General features: G+C 45.2%; 15 protein-coding genes. 7 read left to right on the plus strand and 8 right to left on the minus strand.

What is annotated here, in order from left to right; translation table 11 throughout:
• The first annotated feature begins 214 nt into the window (after positions 1 to 214).
• Positions 215 to 2,176: a hypothetical protein gene (locus tag GS398_RS01140; RefSeq protein WP_160904917.1), complete on the plus strand. Its 1,962-nt coding sequence runs from the start codon at positions 215 to 217 to the stop codon at positions 2,174 to 2,176.
• Here the strand turns inward: GS398_RS01140 and GS398_RS01145 are convergent.
• From GS398_RS01145 to GS398_RS01170, 6 genes are read right to left on the minus strand one after another with little or no spacing between them, the layout of a single operon-like run.
• Entirely contained in the window at positions 2,154 to 3,467 is a 1,314-nt protein-coding gene (locus GS398_RS01145; RefSeq protein ID WP_160904918.1) for a glycosyltransferase family protein, read from the minus strand. The two genes, GS398_RS01140 and GS398_RS01145, sit on opposite strands and share 23 nt — an antisense overlap.
• Positions 3,468 to 3,469: 2 nt before the next feature.
• On the minus strand, positions 3,470 to 4,306 hold the full coding sequence (locus GS398_RS01150) for a hypothetical protein (protein WP_160904919.1): 837 nt from the start codon (positions 4,304 to 4,306) through the stop codon (positions 3,470 to 3,472).
• A complete protein-coding gene (locus GS398_RS01155) occupies positions 4,303 to 5,406 on the minus strand; it encodes a glycosyltransferase family 2 protein (RefSeq protein WP_160904920.1) in 1,104 nt (367 codons plus the stop codon). The genes GS398_RS01150 and GS398_RS01155 overlap by 4 nt, the downstream gene beginning before the upstream one ends.
• 8 nt (positions 5,407 to 5,414) lie before the next feature.
• The gene (locus GS398_RS01160) at positions 5,415 to 6,695 is read right to left on the minus strand and encodes an HlyD family secretion protein (protein WP_160904921.1); all 1,281 of its coding nucleotides are present in this window, start codon (positions 6,693 to 6,695) and stop codon (positions 5,415 to 5,417) included.
• Positions 6,696 to 8,876: a peptidase domain-containing ABC transporter gene (locus GS398_RS01165; RefSeq protein ID WP_202405915.1), complete on the minus strand. Its 2,181-nt coding sequence runs from the start codon at positions 8,874 to 8,876 to the stop codon at positions 6,696 to 6,698.
• Positions 8,877 to 8,898: 22 nt separating this feature from the next.
• The gene (locus GS398_RS01170) at positions 8,899 to 10,542 is read right to left on the minus strand and encodes a beta-1,6-N-acetylglucosaminyltransferase (RefSeq protein WP_160904922.1); all 1,644 of its coding nucleotides are present in this window, start codon (positions 10,540 to 10,542) and stop codon (positions 8,899 to 8,901) included.
• Positions 10,543 to 10,681: 139 nt separating this feature from the next.
• Here GS398_RS01170 and GS398_RS01175 point away from each other — a divergent pair, with 139 nt between their 5' ends.
• The 6 genes from GS398_RS01175 (at position 10,682) to GS398_RS01200 (ending at position 14,636) form a co-directional block, all read left to right on the plus strand.
• Positions 10,682 to 11,719 (plus strand): DUF6624 domain-containing protein, encoded by a 1,038-nt coding sequence (locus tag GS398_RS01175; RefSeq protein WP_160904923.1) that lies wholly within the window; start codon positions 10,682 to 10,684, stop codon positions 11,717 to 11,719.
• Positions 11,720 to 11,841: 122 nt separating this feature from the next.
• Entirely contained in the window at positions 11,842 to 12,066 is a 225-nt protein-coding gene (locus GS398_RS01180; RefSeq protein ID WP_160904924.1) for a hypothetical protein, read from the plus strand.
• 87 nt (positions 12,067 to 12,153) lie between these two features.
• On the plus strand, positions 12,154 to 13,131 hold the full coding sequence (gene gwsG, locus GS398_RS01185) for a grasp-with-spasm system ATP-grasp peptide maturase (protein WP_160904925.1): 978 nt from the start codon (positions 12,154 to 12,156) through the stop codon (positions 13,129 to 13,131).
• Positions 13,128 to 13,343, plus strand: coding sequence for a hypothetical protein (locus GS398_RS01190; protein ID WP_160904926.1), 216 nt, complete (start codon positions 13,128 to 13,130; stop codon positions 13,341 to 13,343). The genes gwsG and GS398_RS01190 overlap by 4 nt, the downstream gene beginning before the upstream one ends.
• A complete protein-coding gene (gene gwsS / locus GS398_RS01195; protein WP_160904927.1) occupies positions 13,325 to 14,362 on the plus strand; it encodes a grasp-with-spasm system SPASM domain peptide maturase in 1,038 nt (345 codons plus the stop codon). The genes GS398_RS01190 and gwsS overlap by 19 nt, the downstream gene beginning before the upstream one ends.
• A 40-nt stretch (positions 14,363 to 14,402) precedes the next feature.
• Positions 14,403 to 14,636 (plus strand): hypothetical protein, encoded by a 234-nt coding sequence (locus GS398_RS01200; protein ID WP_202405916.1) that lies wholly within the window; start codon positions 14,403 to 14,405, stop codon positions 14,634 to 14,636.
• Positions 14,637 to 14,664: 28 nt separating this feature from the next.
• Here GS398_RS01200 and GS398_RS01205 read toward each other — a convergent pair whose 3' ends face one another.
• Both GS398_RS01205 and GS398_RS22380 read right to left on the minus strand, forming a co-directional pair.
• A complete protein-coding gene (locus tag GS398_RS01205) occupies positions 14,665 to 15,168 on the minus strand; it encodes a hypothetical protein (RefSeq protein WP_160904928.1) in 504 nt (167 codons plus the stop codon).
• Entirely contained in the window at positions 15,165 to 16,175 is a 1,011-nt protein-coding gene (locus GS398_RS22380; RefSeq protein ID WP_369410230.1) for an RHS repeat-associated core domain-containing protein, read from the minus strand. The genes GS398_RS01205 and GS398_RS22380 overlap by 4 nt, the downstream gene beginning before the upstream one ends.
• Positions 16,176 to 16,959 lie beyond the last annotated feature (784 nt).

Below are 16,959 nucleotides of genomic sequence, written 5' to 3' on the forward strand. Positions count from 1 at the left end.
CACGGGCACCCGTAACGCACAACGGAAGATCAAGGCGGGACGAAGGACTGATGGAAAGTGGGATTGCTAAGACAAGCTACATTGGATATAGAAGCTTGAAAGACGCACGGTAAGGTGAACATCCAATGAAAAAACGCAGAATATAAACTAAAAAACTATTCCTGTAAATAAAAACTTGTCTCATACGGAATAAATGGTCGAAAATGAATACACTATGAGTAAATCTTGGCAGTCTTGCCGGGTAAGGAAAAATGCAAACGATGCACTTGAATATTTCCCGGATAATTACGGCAATATTATACCAGATTTCGGTGACGTAGGGTGCCATTATGACGGCAATAGAACGATACCTTTATTTCCGGTTGTCATGGTGTTAACGGCGCTAGCGGGCGATAATACATTATTGATCCAGGACGCAATTGACGAACTTTCACTAAGGGATCCAAATGCCGACGGAACCAGGGGAGCAATACTTCTTACCCGTGGAACTTATTCGATAGCTGGCGAAATCCAGATAACGGCAAACGGTATAGTTTTGAGAGGCGAAGGATGCGGAACCAGGCTTGTAGCGACTGGTAGCCCTAAATCCTTGATAGCTATATGCGGATCCGGATCGAGAGAACAATATAGCGGTTCATACAAAAATGTTGTTGACGAATTTGTACCGATTGGAAGCTTAGTGGTATGCCTCGACAATACAACGGGTTTAATAGAAGGGGACCAGGTATTACTAACCGTACAGGCGACAGACTCATGGTTGACGGCGATCGGAATGAACCAAATTCCTGCACGAATGGGCACTAAACAATGGACACCGGAAAATTACCGCCTGGATTTTGAAAGAAGCGTGGTAGCAATTCGAGGCAATGCCGTTGAACTTAACTACCCGATCGTTATGGAAATAGATCAGCGATTTGGCGGTGTAACGTTGGTAAAATGTACTTTTAACAACAGGGTGAACTTTTCGGGCATTGAGTCGCTGCAACTCGAAGCGGTTACTGAACCACTACTTGCTAACATATCCCCTTGCGTCGCCATCAGCATAGACAAAGCGGAGTATTGTTGGATTACCAGTATTACGGCGCTAAATTTTTCCGGTAGTGCGGTAAAAGCCGATCACCTGGCCAAAAACATCACGGTTAGGGATGCCGTCTGCATCAATGCTGAAACGACAAGCGATACGGGCCGGCGCTATTCGTTCCAGAATAACGGGCAATTAAACCTTTTTATGAATCTTGTTGCTCTCCGCGGTCGGCATGACTATGTAACAGGAGCAAAGACCCTCGGTCCCAATGTATTTTTTAACTGTACATCGATACTCGCAAACAGTGATATCGGCCCTCATGAAAGATGGTCAGCCGGCACTTTATATGACAACGTGACAACAGATTATAAGATTAATGTGCAAAACCGAGGTAATTGGGGAACCGGGCAGGGCTGGACGGGTGTTACCCAAGTCCTTTGGAATTGTAAAGGACTGAGTGCGAGCGTTGAGTCACCGCCTGTCTCCGGGAAAAATTATGCGATAGGTTTCTTCGGCCAACGGTCATTCGGTCGTAATTTTCAGGAAAAATTAATTGGTGATTACAATGCGCTGCCGCATGGCGAATGGGAGGGACTTAATGTGCCGGGGTTAGATCCGTGGTCATTATACCTGGCTCAATCAGTTCCAGGAGGTAACCAACCAGCACCTCCCGGTAAGAAAAACGCTTATGCCGTGGTTTCGCGTATTATGATCAATTTGGCGACCACAGCGGCATCGGATATGGACTTGATCAACACGATCGCAGTGTACCTGGTGGCAATTGCATGCAAAGCTTATATTGAGGGCGGTCAGGTATTCGGGCCGGGGAATAGCTTGCTTAACGCTTATTTAGCGGGCGGTCACCCAGCGGACGCCCCTATGGATGATTATGGTATGGGTGAAATCATTACGGAAGTATGGCACGAAAGTTATACTAACCATCATGCCGGCTGGAAAGCCTGGCAACAATTATGCTCACAAGAAATAAATGACAGCGATAATGGCGGTCTCACCCTTATCAGGTTAATTGGGGTGATCTTCGATTCACTGGAAATTTCGGCCCAAAACGCGCAGATAATAAATTCCGGCATTTACACGGATCTTTTAGCCAGGGTAATGAATGACGGGGTTATTGATCAGGGGCAATCCTGACCAATTTAAACGGGAGATTGCGTGCGTGTACGGCAAGCGACGAGTGCTTGATATCCAATTTATTTTCTTGAATAAGCCGAAAATCAATTGTCCATCGCCACATTAAAAAATCTCTTAGTTTGCTGCCGATCATGGTGTCGGGGTGTGTGGTCAGAGAGTTAGGTCTCTTAAACCTGATGTAGAAAAAATCGTCCGCGTTTCCCGATCTAAGGTAAAAATAGGACCTCAGGAGAAATTGACTGTCGTAACCGAATTTCCTGTCGGTCGAAAACCCGCCTGTTCTCAAATAAGATTCCCTGGTAATTAATGCAGTTGGATGATAAAGTGAATGAAAATATCTTTTCTCTAATGATTGGGACGCATCGAACGGGAACCGTATCGCCTCAACACATTTATCAAACTGGTTAATTCTTAACTCATGGCAGCCGATCATATCAAGTTTCCTGGAATGCAGCTCTTCCATTTGTCTGCTGAACCGACCGTCGAGTGAGATATCATCAGAATCCTGGAAAAACACGAACCTCGCTGTAGCTGTGCTGATGGACTCGTGTCGTGCGGGATAGGGTCCTGTGTTCAACGGCGTGTTCTTAAAAACATTCAGCGTGCAACAAAGATCCGGCACCGCTTGATTGAAGGGTTTGTAACTGCGGTCGTCAAAACACAAATTGATTGAAGCTGGTACGACCTTATTACCCTCAAAAGACGAAAGACAACGTTTCAGCAAATTAAGTGGGCCTTTATGGGGAATCACCACCAGGCTATCGCACAGATGCCGTTCGGTATCGGTGCCCGAATCGGCTTTTGTTAAAGGCTTACCGATCTGCAAAACAGAAATCCCGCCTGGCCGGCTTCCATTCACTTTAGCCGTGACGACCCTGTAAAGCAAGTTTATGAAACTATTTCCGATACTAAAAGCAAATGATTTTACTCCCGCACTTTCATGGAGAATAAAAGAACCGATCCTGCCATCCTGTCTGGGGCCGAATAGCGGCGGAGCGAGGTAAGGGATAATGATCGTGAGCGGGCTGCCGGTTTCGCTTTTTAATTCATCTGCCAGAGAGGTGGTTTCAAAATTATTCGATTGAGAGATGAACGCCAGTTTATACACGCTATGCGCTTTTACAACCTTATGGAGATATTTTCTTACGCCTCTGTAATGCAGCGTGGTCTCAGTGTGCCGGCAGTTTTCGCCGAGCAGCACGATGGTGTTTAGCGGGGTATCCAAGTCCCGGGCGTTAAAATGGGCGCGGGAGGTGAGGATAACCAACAATCGAGGATCGTCTTTCGCCACCTTCATAAACACTGATCCCCGTGATTAACCTGGCAGGCTGCCAGTGCGTTATTTAAAAAGCAGTTCAGCAGCATCTTCGATTCTTCGCCGAGCCCAACCTGTTCATTTATTATTTGTACCAGGTGACTGTCATGAGCGGTTTCGGGCGAACCAATCGTTAATGGTTCACAAAGCGCCAGCCAGGCGCCCATCCATGATGTACTCTTCGCTACTATTATTTCATCACTTAGCATAACCTCCCGGGCTATTTCTACCAGGAGATCCTCTTGTAGTAAATATTCATTAAACAAGTCTTCCTCGTGTTTTACAGACGGTTTCGTTAGTTGGTGAACGGCCGCATAATTGTAATTGCGATGGGAGAAGTGCACAATTCTCCTTTTCCGGATCATCCCAAGATATAGATAAAAAGCAAAGGTGATGATCGATTCGTCATCGATCTCGTTACTGCCCATGGCTTCGATGAGAATTGCTGAAAATTTTGTCCGCAACGGGTCCCGGTCTTTGGCGATATGGAGCCCGTACCGGACAGTATTAGCAGGAAATGGCATAAAAATGCCAGGCACGGGCAGCACGATCTCATCTACCGTGAAGTTATAGCTGATAAAAAAATCTTTGAAAAACAGGTCGGCGTTTTTAGCAATTGTCCTGGCTTGCTGATTATCACACCATAGCACCAGGAGAATATGTTCGCCGCGAATATCGCTGAGCCGTATTTCCAGGTCGTGCACCTGTGACATATGACGTTCCAGGAAAACCTCCACCCCTTTTTTCAGTAAATGGTGGAAGTGCCGCTTAACACAAAACAGGGAAACAGATACCCCTACTATATCTGTCGTCATACCAGCCCGCATACATTAAGTTGTTCCCATTGGCCAAATCCATGCGGATTGACTACAATGATCCTTTCACGCAGGTTCCTCTCCATAATACATCTGTTTGGATAGAAATAAATAAATTCGGCCATCCCCGCCTCTGCTTGCGGATCAGCCATCCTGTAAAAAACATGCCCTGAGCCTGCGGCGTTCAACCTGCGGCCATGGTCTGAAATACTTAATGAAAGACTTCCGCCAAAGTCATCCAACAAGAAAAAGTCACCACCGGTATTCTGCCAACTCCCCATTAACAACCTGTCGCCGTTCAGTTTATGAGCAAATTTATGCTTGGGTTTTTGATAAGCCTGCCTATAATCGCCGGAGGCTGCCGTATTACGATCTATCAATATTCCGCGTTCGAACCTGCCGCTTTCATACAGCCTGATGAATTCAGACATGGATGGCGTAATAAAATGCATGAACCATCCGAAAAGCGCCGATCCATCTTTTAAAGTATAGCGTTCCTCGTCTGTATGGGCAATAAATTCCAGATAGGCGGGATCGTCTATGAAAACTCGCTTATTTCCAGCCATCTCTACCCTGTTAACTAAATCCCAATCTTCGAACCCGTAATCCGTCATTGTCTCATCAAATCCCCCTGCCTGCATGAAGGTATTCTTTCTGAGGCAAACTTTTCCGTACACATCTTTCGCAGGATGATAATCTGGCCGGGTTTTAAAATAATCTACCGTAGTTAAAATGATGTTCTTATCTTTAACGAACTCGTCGTTCACATACTTTGCAAAGTTTTCGCCGGTATAGTGATCTGCATTGATATTGCAAACGATCTCGCCTTTGGCGAGCTTAAAGGCCATGTTTTTGGCATGGCTATGGCTGAACTTTTGAGGTTCCACTGTGTGATAGTAGCTTACTTTTCCGTTCGCGAGGTATGGCTGCATATTTCCGATCATCCATTCATGCATACCATCCTGGGAATTATAATTGAGCACAACAAACTCAAGCTCTTCATAACCTGAATTATTATTAATATTTCGCAGCAAAGTTTCTTTGAGCTGGTTCAAGCGGTTCATGCAAACGATACAGAAGGAGATCCGGTAGTTTATCATTCTCACTATTATTCTATAGCCCTGATCACGTTTCTCATCAATCTTTTCAACACGCTGGCTTCTTGTGTGATGATCTCAGCATCTGCTATCATGCCGGTTTTCAGGTTTACAGCCTGCCGGAGATGGTTATCTTCAAGGCTGAATTTCACCCTGGCGGTAAAAATGCTGTCTCTGAAAGGCACTTCGTTGATATAGGAGATATGGCCATGAATAATGCCATATTCTTCATAAGGAAACCCCTTTAACTTAATCAGAACCTCCTGTCCTTTCCTTACTTTTCCCATACTGAACTGTGGAATCCTCAATATCCCGAAGAATGCCGAATTGCCCGGAGTTATATAAAAGAGCGATTGTCCTTCGTTAACCACCTGGTTTTCCTGTACTACCTCCGAAAATTCCAGTCGACCGGCCTGGGTGGCGACAACCATAAACCTGTTCTTCCATTTTTCGATTTCGCTAACCTCCCTGTTCACTGCCTGGAAAAAAGTCGATTTAACGAGGCTCACCTCCTCCTCGAGCTCCATGATCTCCTTTTCTTTAGTATATCGATCCACCCGGTTAGCTGATAACGCTGCCCTTGTTTGACGGACGGGGTACTGGGTTGCTAAGAATTTAGCTTCTTCCCGCTTAAACTCCATACGGGCTTCTACTTTTTCGTCCAGAAGCTTCTTATGCATCTCAAACTCCTGTACTGCGAGGTCGTATTCTTTTTCCTGCAGCGCCAATTGAGCAACCAGGAACTTTTGATGATTGTCTATGCTTTGAATGTCTTTTGCAAGGAAAGCCTTCTTTTTTTGACGAAAGCCTTCGTTAACGGCCGACTTATAATCAAGGAATGACTGATAAAACTCCTGGTAGGAGGCTTGTAATTCGCCCAGTTCAAAATTTCCATGATCATCCAGGAAGGTGGTCGATAAGTTTTCCCCGTTTACCAACTGTTTCTGAAGCGAGGTCAGCTGTGTATAGAGCGTTAATATCTTTTCGGGGTTGCCATCGCTTTCCAGGAAGGCAAGTGGCTGGTTACGCTTTACAGCTGCATTGTCTGCCACCAACAGCCTTACCAGCTTCCCGGTTACCTTTGCAACAACGGGCTTAGGAGCATCTTCCGCATTTATCTTCAAATCTGATCGTACCACGTCAGGGTACCTGATCATTGCCGACAAACCTACGAACATAATGATCATCAGGAACAGGATCGTCATGCTCCACTGCACCAGCCACGGTGGTTGAGCTGCAATGATCTCCTGCATCTCACTCTGGTATTCTGCCTGTTCTTCCGTTACTTCCATTTAAGTTCCCAGTTCAAGTTGGTTTTGCACTAAGCGATAATAGGCGCCTTTTGTTGCGGTCAGCACATCATGCGAACCCTGTTCAACCACCCTGCCGTTGTCCATAACAATAATATTATCCGCGTTTCTCACGGTACTAAGGCGGTGTGCTACTATGATCACAGTCCTCCCGGCAAAAAATTCCTGGAGGTTATTAATGATCATTTTTTCATTATTGGCATCCAGGGAATTGGTGGCCTCATCAAAAAAGATGTAATGAGGGTTTTTATAAACCGCCCTGGCGATAAATAAACGCTGTTTTTGCCCTTGGCTAACGCCGTTCCCCCCGGCACCGATCATGGTATTAAACCCAAGTGGCAGGGCGTCGATAAATGCGTTGATATTTGCCACCTTCGCTGCATTCTCCAACCGCTCCGTCTCCGGATAGTCGTCGCCCAGTCCGATATTGCCTGCAATGGTATCTGAGAAAATAAACCCTTCCTGCATCACCATGCCGCATTGACTTCGCCATTCTTTAACGCTCAACTGATCTAACCTGACATCACCAATCCTGATCTCTCCTTTCTCAGCTTTATAAAAACGCAGAAGCAGTTTTAGCAGCGTAGTTTTCCCGCTACCGCTCATCCCTACAATTGCCGTTGTTTTCCCTTCAGGTATCCGGATACTAATATCGGCTAGTACCGGATCATTTCCAGCTCCGGGATAACGAAAAGTAAGTTGTTCGATCGTGATCGTTTTGTTCTTAGGCAGCGCATGGGTAAAGGGCTTGTTGTCCGGTTCTTCATTTTCCATTTCATGTACTTCGTTCAACCGCTCAAGACTGATCTTCGCATCCTGGTAGCCTTGTATCAGGCCAAGCAACTGTTCGATTGGAGCGTTTAGCATAGCGGTCATATATTGAAGAGCCATCATTCCGCCCAATGTGAGGTAGCCTTCCACTACCGCTTTTGCGCTTAGGTAGGTAATCAGGATGTTTTTGCCCTGGTTAATAAAGCTTGCGCCCGCCTGCTGGTATTGATTAAGTGCAAGCCCCTGTAGTCTAAACTTAAACACATTTGCCTGTATGTTCTCCCACTTCCATCGTTTTTGCTGTTCACAAGTATGTAATTTTATTTCGTTTATACCGGTGATCAGCTCCACCACAGTGCTTTGGTTATTTGCTGCATTTCCAAATTGCCGTTGATCAAGCTCCCGCCGTCTTTGCATGAATAAGTATATCCAAAAGGAATACATCCCGCTGCTGATCAGAAATATCACGAGGATAGCAGAGTTATAATAACTAATGATGACGGCGTAAACTATCATATTGACCAGTGAGAAAAGCGTATTTAATGTCGTTCCTGTTAAAAAGCTCTCTACGCGCCGATGGTCGTTCATACGTTCCATGATATCCCCCGTTCTCCTCGAATCGAAAAAACTCATCGGAAGCCGCATCATCTTAGCGAGGTAATCGGTAAGAATCGCCACATTTATGCGGGTAGACATGTGCAGCAGTATCCAAGACCTGACGAATCCTACGCTCAACGATCCCACGAAAAGCATTACCTGTGCGATAAGTATCAGGTTGATAAGGCTTAGATTCTGCGTACTGATGCCGATGTCGACAATTGCCTGCGTTAAGAACGGGCCGATCAGTTGTATGACACTGCCAACGCAAAGCCCTAAAAAGAGCTGGAGGATCAGCCTGCTGTAGGCTCGCCGGTAGTTAAAAAGGATCGACCAATTTAGACCCTTACTTTTATCGTCATCTTCTTCGTAAAACCGGGGGGTAGGCGACAGAAACAGCACCACGCCCTCGCGTGAGCGACCGTTGTTCAGCCAGTGATCTCTCAGTTCCCTTTCGGAATATGTCAGCAGTCCTTTTTCCGGATCCGACACATAATATTTGTCCTTCTTTATCTTATAGAGTACCACGAAATGGCGGCTGTGCCAATGCAAAATGCAGGGCAGCTGCGACTTTGTCAATTCGTCGGGTTCGATCTTTACACCCAGTGAACGCAGTCCGATCTTTTCCGCAGCTTCGCTGATCCCCAGCAATGAAACACCTACCTTGCTGATGTTGCAAAGGTCGCGTAACCGCTGTATGGCATACGAGCGCCCATAATGTTTTGCGATGATACGCAGACAGGTAGGACCGCAATCCATCCTGTCATGCTGTTTATAAAAAGGGAACGATTTCAATAAAAACTATTTAGTATGCTGATCAATTGTCCGACCATTTTACGGGGTGATATAGTACCCGCTCTCCTATTTCCTCGTGTGTGATAACAGGTCTGAATCTTAGTGATCCGGTACGCAGCTCTCCAAATGGATCCGGGGCTGCGGACGTGTAAAACTTGCCTGCACATCCGGGTAATACGTACTTCCCGGTGCCACCAATATCATGGATCAGGAAGCCGCCGTTATTCAACAGAGTGGGGATAAGTACTTCATGATGTCCGCTCCATCCTTCCATTAGCATTTTATGAATAAAAGCCAATGCGGCGTTCGATATTCTAAAGATGGGATTAAAGGATCGCATTTTATCCAGGCTTCGTTGTTTTCCGTCGGGGTGCCTTAGCGTGTTCCACCAATACCAGGCGGGAATATCAACGCGGTCGGTTACATGGGAGGCCAGGAAATCTGTTTCGATACCCTGGGAAGAAAAGAAACGAAAGAAATCGCACCACTCTCCATTATAATAAACATCCTCCTCTACGTACCAATAATAATCAAACCCGGGATGGTGCAGATAAAATTTTAATATTGGGAAATGATTGCTTCCGGGAATAAGCCTATTACAAATTGGAATGTAACCCAGGTCATAAAGGATACTGTCCGTAAATTCCACCGTGCCGGTATTATTTCCCCCGAACCCGTTTTCTGCATCAGTATGCCGGAGTAAAAAAAACTGCTGATCACGGTCCGCATGCTGTTTCAACGAATCGAATCTGGCAGCGATTAACGCATCCTTTTTATTGGTTAACATTAATACCGCTGTTCCTCCAGCCCGGGCGGGCAGCGTTTTGTCGTTCACAAGTCTTACCTTATTAACTGTATTGCCAGCTGGCAGTGCTTTCAGCAACTGGTTATCCACCCGGTCCAGTAGCTCATTATCCGCCAATGATTCAAACGGGCCGGAGAACAAGTAACCAGTACTGTTCAAAGACCGCAGCGAATTGACATCAACCTCCGCAATATTTTTCAATTCGGTTTTACCGACATGCATCCTGGTATTGATTAATTGGCTGCGGATCTCCTCTGCTCCGCAGTTCATCAATAGTGTTTGAAAAAAGCTTTCTATCGGAAAATTGACCTGTCGGAAATAGGTTATAAAATCCGGGTTTATTTTTAAAAAGGCAAAGATCATCTTAACCACTTGCAGCGGGAAAGACATGCATTCGGAACCGATGCGGAGCGTCATTACCCTTTTTGTTTCCTCATAACCCGGAAACCGGTCGACCCCTCCCTCATATAGCCGGCCGTCCGGGACATTAAAATGCTCCAGGAACGTTTTACCCGGATTGCGCCTAAAATGGTTTGCAATATCTTCTGCAGGCTTAACCGGGTAGTCGTGGCCATTGATGACTACGATATGTTCAGCCTCTTTAAATTTATTCTTAACAAACCTGAGCGCATTTAATGTCGCCTCTACTACTCCAAACGACCCGCGGCCGGCAGTGCACCTGTTCCGTATAAAATGTATATCATTCCATTTTTCTTTAATAAATGCGTTTTTGAATGCTGCCAGAGACGCCCTTTTATCTACATGAACAACGAATTTCGTCCCGCCGTCGTTAAGCATATTAATGAGACGAACCAAATGGGCAGGATCCCTATCGGCGCGAATCACATAAGTGATGGTCATTGTCAAATTTAAAACCAAATAGCTCGCAAACAAAATAAGAATGACGATAAAGAGAATTATTTACTAGTTTTGGTTATAGCGGTATAACAACTGATTTTCCGTAAACGATCCACTCTACAGATGTCCCCAGTATAAGCATATGAAACTACGCATTCTTTTGACCTCAGTTGTTCTTGCCTGGAGTGTTGCGGCGATCGCACAAACGCCGAACGCTTATGATTTGAATGTAAAGCTTGCGGAACAATATTATCGAAGCGGGGACTTTCTAAAAGCGGCGCAATCCTATTCTCAAGCTTTTTTTTCGAATAAAAACCTGGGCCTGATAACTGATCGATATAAAGCCGCATGTTGCTGGGCGATGACAAATGAAGTGGACTCATCCTTTTACCAATTGGAAAAAATTGTTAAAACGGGATTTTACACTAATTACCATGAGATAGTAACCGAACCGGATTTGATCGTGCTCCATAATGATTCAAGGTGGAAAAATATTATTATGACAATAAAAGCCCTAAAAGACAAGGAAAGAGAAAATTTGAATCTGCCAGTGGTCGCCGCATTGGACAGCGTATATGTCGATGACCAGTTTCCCCGGCGTGTATTGATGAGTATCGAAAAAAGCGGCGGTCTGAGATCCGCCCGGTGGGAAGCCAAGGCGAAAGAGATTATGCGTCAAGATTCGTTAAATCTGCCACGAATTACGAAAATCCTGGATCAGTACGGCTGGTTGGGTAAAGAAGAGATCGGTATTGAGGGCAACCGTACGTTATTCCTTGTCATACAACATGCGGATATTAAAACCCAGGAAAAATACCTGCCTATGTTGCGTGCCGCTGTCATCAGCGGGAAAGCGAGTGCTTCCAGCCTGGCATTATTGGAGGACAGGGTCTCGCTGAGACAGATCAATAAACAGATCTATGGCAGCCAGATCGGCCAGAATTATTTCACAGGCGCTTATTATGTACTCCCCATGGACGATCCGGAAAATGTAAATAAGCGGCGTGCAGCCGTTGGATTGGAGCCTTTGGAAGGTTACGTTAAACAGTGGGGGATTGCCTGGAGCATTGAACATTATTACAAAGACCTGGAAATGAATAAAGTTCCATCATCGCCGGGAATCCGAAGACTAACTCCAATCAAAGATAAGGTAACAAGGCCGTTTCCCGCGGTAAATTAGGAAGATCACTTTCGAAGTGTTGTATTTTATTTAACCAAAATAATTCTACACAGATTATTGATCTATACTGCAGGGTAATTCTAAAATAGTATCTTTATCACGAACGGTTAACCTAATTAGATATGAAAAAACTACAGAAACTTAAATTCGTTGAGCTCGGAAAACAACAGATGACACATGTCATTGGCGGAGGTTATGGTGAAGAAACTTATCGTGATATTCCCACGGAAACTCCGACCAACATTTTGGAACACACTTTCGTTTATGGCTCCATAAATGGAATCACGGACCGTATTCCAGATACTGAGACCGGTCCTGACCACGTTAGCGATTTACATTACGCCTAGCTTGCACTGCTAACAACAGGTTCCAAATCATTTAGCGTATTCCTGAAGGCCACGCTAAATGATTTTTCTGTTACAAATCCTTGCACCTTGGGCATCTTAATTATTTCCCACAATGAAGATCAATCGACCTGCAATGTTATCGGTTGGATCAGGCATTATAATAAAAGTTATCATAGGATTAACTGCCAGCCTTCCGTAGAAATCCATTCGATGGAGATTGCCGATCAATGCCGCATGCTTCTACGGGTAGGTGATCAGGAAATTGACATTAATGAGATCGAGGCGTTTTGGCATAGGAACGGACACATTACTATTGACTTCCCGGCAACGCTTATTTCGGATGATTTCCCCTATAAAAAGGACCTGTTTTCTCATTTCCGAAATGAAAAGCGAAAAACAAGCGAATATCTGCATCACCAGTTCAGGAAGAAAAAAAGCCTTGGAAACTACTTCCAGGCAGATTTAAATAAGCTTATCGCGCTGGAGCAGGCCAGGGCGCTTTCGATTCCAGTTCCACCTACCCTGGTCACCACTTCAAAGAAGACGCTGGTGAGCTTCCTGACGAAATATGGTAAGGCCATCTGCAAACCGATATCCGACGCATTGATGTTAACCGATATCGACGAAGGTACAGTGGCCTACTATACTAATGTGCTTACAGACGAAAACGTAAATAGTCTGGGAGACCATTTTCCCCTTTCACTGTTCCAGCAGCGTATTATAAAAAAGTATGAATTGCGAATATTTTACTTGGATGGCGAGTTCTACAGCATGGCAATTTTTTCGCAATCTGACGAACAAACGATGGTAGACTTTCGAAAGTACAATCACCGAAAACCAAACAGGACCGTTCCTTATTCATTGCCCCCCGATATACAGGATAAATTGAGGCAGTTGATGAAACAATTGGACCTTAATATCGGGTCTATCGACATGGCTGTCACTCCGGAAAATGAATATGTATTTTTTGAGGTTAACCCGGTGGGACAATTCGGAATGACCTCTTTCCCCTGTAACTATTACCTTGAAAAGAAAATCGCTCAATATTTAGCGCAAACCATATGACGAAAATTAAGGAGCTTGATAAAATAAAACAGTATATCGAGACTGAATTGCTGCCCGATCTGCCCGCCGGATTTCAAAACCTTGAATACCTGCCATTCACACCCGAAACGGTTATCAGCAGAAAGGCAGTGCCTGTAGATAGTTATATCACCACGAAATATTTTATCAACAGGTATCATAAACCGATCTCCAAATGCTTAACCGATCTGTAGATCGCAATCATTTTAGATTGTTTGCAAACTGCGTTCCTGTGAAGGGCGCTTCGCGATCGCTGATTTGCGATATACAACGAGCAGTATATCATTTTATTCCAAACGATCTTTTTGATATCCTGACGACACAGGCAAACATGTCAGTAGACAGCCTGCTCGCCTTTTATGAGGATGAGAATAACAGTGACACGATCAAAGAATACTTCGATTTTCTTTATACGGAGGAGTATATATTTTTTTGCACCGCTGATGAGCTTGCGCTTTTCCCTGAGCTCAACCTCGATTGGGACCATCCTTCTGCGATTACCAATGCCATCATCGATATAAACCAAAGCTCTGAACACGATTTTCCCCAACTGTTCAACCAACTGGAGGAATTGGGCTGCAGGGCGTTGCAACTACGTTTTTTCTCCGACATATCCCTGCAGAATTTATCTGAAATAATACGCCTGCTAGATCGTAGCGTAATAACGGCCATTGAAATTCTACTGCCCGACCCCGGAAATCTGCGGGATGAAGAAGTAATTTCCCTAATTACGCTAAACCTGAGAATTTCGGTTATCTGTTTCCATTCGTCAGCGTTGACCCGGGAATTAAGAACATTTTCTGATCTGCCTACCACCATTAGCTTTTCTACTAACGCCATCACAGATGAATCACATTGCGGGGTTATATCAAGCAAGTACTTTGCGTTGGGTATCGAGTTATTCACCGAAGGTCAAAAATACAATACCTGCCTGAACAGGAAGCTTTCCGTAGACAAATCCGGTTTTATCAAAAATTGCCCCTCTATGAAGGCAACATTCGGCAATGTTAAGACTACCCAACTGAAAACCGCCATTGCTGCTGCCGGATTTAAAGATCCCTGGGGTATTTCTAAAGACCAGATATATATCTGTAGGGACTGTGAATTCAGATATATTTGTACCGATTGCAGGGCCTATACGGTTAATAACGGCATATACAATAAACCTCTTAAATGTAAATATGACCCGTACTCCATCGCTTGGAGTGAGTAAAAAATGACAAACACATAAAAACTTTGTGAAAAGTAAGTGAGTGATTTGGCAGGGACACTCGCCCTCGATCGAGGTGATCGCCAGGCTGGCAAAAGCCTTTGAGGTATCGGTGGATTATTTACTGGGCGAAGGGCTGAACGCCTCCTATGATAAAGAGATGATCAAGCGGCTGGACGAGCTGGAAAGCCTGCCCGAAGAGGAAAAGAGGCGCATATTCGAGTATATAGACCTCATTATACGGGATTATAAGACAAAGAAGAACTACGGTAAATAACAAAGGCCGGCGGATCCGCCGGCCTTTGTTATTTTCTTATATACCAATTTCCTTTATAAGCTTTGAATAAGCCTATATCCCCAGGAGGTGAACTCGATGATTTTCGAAGCAAGATAGGCAGATCAGACCTGTCAGGGTTGATGTATACATTTCCTTCATTATCGACCTGTATCAAGCATAAATTATACAGCACATACTTTTCGAGTATTTTTTCTATTTCTGCTCTGCTCAAGTAGTCTTTTCCACAACTTTTAAGAACTAACTTGTTGCTGATTTCAACAATTGCTTTACTGTCATCATTAAGCTCGACAACATAAGGAGAACACTTTCCCCTATAAATATTTACAAAGTATATCGAAGTGTTATCCTGATTGCCAAGACTTCTGCGGTATACTGAAGCATTCTTTAACCCGCTAAAGTCTGTATGGTCATATTTTGCGATGACACTGTCCAGGTCATTGCTTTGACTATGACAAGACTGAAGCATAATCATGAAAATCCCTGTTAGCCATATTTTTATTGCTTTTTTCATCTTCTCTTAGTTGTAACTGGTGATAGTCCACCCGTTGGAGTCCATGTTCGCGATCCTAGCTGCTGTGTTCGAGAGAAATTGATCCCTCGACTTATTGACAATTGATCGTCTTTTGAATCGAGTTGAGAAGGGTAGCCATTAGAAACAGAGTTCTTTAAACTGTTATAGTGAGCTCCTAACTTTAGCGTCGTCTCACCAAACCCCAAGGAATGTCCCGCTGCACCCCATAGATAATTCCCAAAGTTCATCTGATTATGTACGTAGCCATCTCCTTGAGGAATAAAGAGCGTCGAAGCAGGGGTATTTAACGGGTCATTGCTCGCTCCAGCTTCTCCAAACTCGGTTGGAAGTGTGGTATATGAGAAATCCAAAGCTCCACCTCCTTTGCTTTCTTTACTTAGATATCCCCAACTATCTCTGTTTTCGGGATCTAGAGCTCCGGCATTCCCCAGCATATCTGTCATCTTCTTAGAACTTACAAACGTTACCCGTTTAATGGTGCCGTTTTCAATGTCTCTTGTGTCTGACTCCGGATCCGCAAACTTATATGATTGCCTGGAGCCTGTTTTTGAATTTTCAACTACCAGCTTATCGGGCTTGTTATTTCTCTCAACGCGATTGTAATTTCCTTCTTCATCAAAAATATAATCATCCCTGGCCCCTGTTGGGTCGGTGCGGGTAATAGGATTGTTCTGAACATAGTTGTAGGGAGACAGCCAGTCTCTTTGATTTGCAAGCGGATCTACACTCGTAAAACGTCCAATCACAGGGTCATAGAACCGCGCCCCGTAATCGTACTGCCCGTCCAGTTCCTCCTGTAACTCCTTCCCGTTATACAGGTACTTATTCCCTCCCGAACCGGTTTTCCAGGCGATTTTCAGCGTCTCGCACGCCTTTTTTCGCCGGAGTTTCTTTGCCTTGAAGGTAGGATTTTTATTTTCAGTTGAAAGAAAGAAGAACAGGATTTCAGATTCAGTTGAAAGAAAAAAGACCGGTGGCAGGTTCAGTTAAAGGGGATCAGGTATTTTTTTTAGCTGAAAGAAGAAGATTATTCAATTGAAAGAAAGAAGTGCGCGTGTTCTGGATCAGTATCCCGGTTCCATTCACGGCAGGAAAAGCGGCATTCGTCTTCGTCAGTCAGCGCAAAAGCCACGCCAGCCCGTCCGGCACTTTGAAGTATCGTTTACCCATCAGGCAATCGTTCAGCGCCTACCGTGCTGTCATGTCTTTCGCCTTCCTTCCTCGTCCTCATAGTCGGCTCCTCTGTCTGCTCGTTCCTCGCATCCAGCCGCCGCCTTATTGCTTGGCTCGCCTGCGGGTCGCTCGGGCTTCGGGCGACCTTGTTTTGTTGCCTGCGGCAGCATGGCCGCCCTCGTGTAGTTCGCCCGGGCCGGGACGATCCGTTTACCCTTGAAGTCCTCGTTCGGCCCGGCCTCCTACATATGCGCCGGTCGCGCTCGTGCCTCGCGCTTCTCCCGGCTCACCCTCGCTCCACTCGCAGGACGGCTCGCGAAGATCCTGCCCTTAACCAATGATCGTTTCCCTTTGAAGATCCACCCGGGCGCTTTAGGGGCAGTGCCAGCCTGGCCGGGGAGAACAACGGCATCCTCCGAAGCAGGGACACTGCACCCGTCCAACCCTGCCATGAGGACAAGGGCCTGCACGATCCGTTTTCACCATCACGTTAGTGCTTTTCGGCCCTTATCCTCATAGCCGGGCAGCAGGCGAAAAGGCCGTACACAAAAAGAGGAAGATGATATATCCTTTGCCTCCGCACCAACGGCAGTGGGG

Origin of the sequence: Hufsiella ginkgonis, from assembly GCF_009834915.1 — a bacterium.
GTDB classification, from domain to species: Bacteria; Bacteroidota; Bacteroidia; order Sphingobacteriales; family Sphingobacteriaceae; genus Hufsiella; species Hufsiella ginkgonis.

Bases quoted from the DNA above. Each gene is read 5' to 3' on its own strand.
- GS398_RS01150 (WP_160904919.1), bottom strand. From the start codon at position 4,306: ATGACGACAGATATAGTAGGGGTATCTGTTTCCCTGTTTTGTGTTAAG.
- GS398_RS01140 (WP_160904917.1), top strand. From the start codon at position 215: ATGAGTAAATCTTGGCAGTCTTGCCGGGTAAGGAAAAATGCAAACGAT.
- GS398_RS01180 (WP_160904924.1), top strand. From the start codon at position 11,842: ATGAAAAAACTACAGAAACTTAAATTCGTTGAGCTCGGAAAACAACAG.
- GS398_RS01155 (WP_160904920.1), bottom strand. From the start codon at position 5,406: ATGATAAACTACCGGATCTCCTTCTGTATCGTTTGCATGAACCGCTTG.
- GS398_RS01205 (WP_160904928.1), bottom strand. From the start codon at position 15,168: ATGAAAAAAGCAATAAAAATATGGCTAACAGGGATTTTCATGATTATG.
- GS398_RS01190 (WP_160904926.1), top strand. From the start codon at position 13,128: ATGACGAAAATTAAGGAGCTTGATAAAATAAAACAGTATATCGAGACT.
- GS398_RS01175 (WP_160904923.1), top strand. From the start codon at position 10,682: ATGAAACTACGCATTCTTTTGACCTCAGTTGTTCTTGCCTGGAGTGTT.
- GS398_RS01160 (WP_160904921.1), bottom strand. From the start codon at position 6,695: ATGGAAGTAACGGAAGAACAGGCAGAATACCAGAGTGAGATGCAGGAG.
- GS398_RS01170 (WP_160904922.1), bottom strand. From the start codon at position 10,542: ATGACCATCACTTATGTGATTCGCGCCGATAGGGATCCTGCCCATTTG.
- gwsS (WP_160904927.1), top strand. From the start codon at position 13,325: ATGCTTAACCGATCTGTAGATCGCAATCATTTTAGATTGTTTGCAAAC.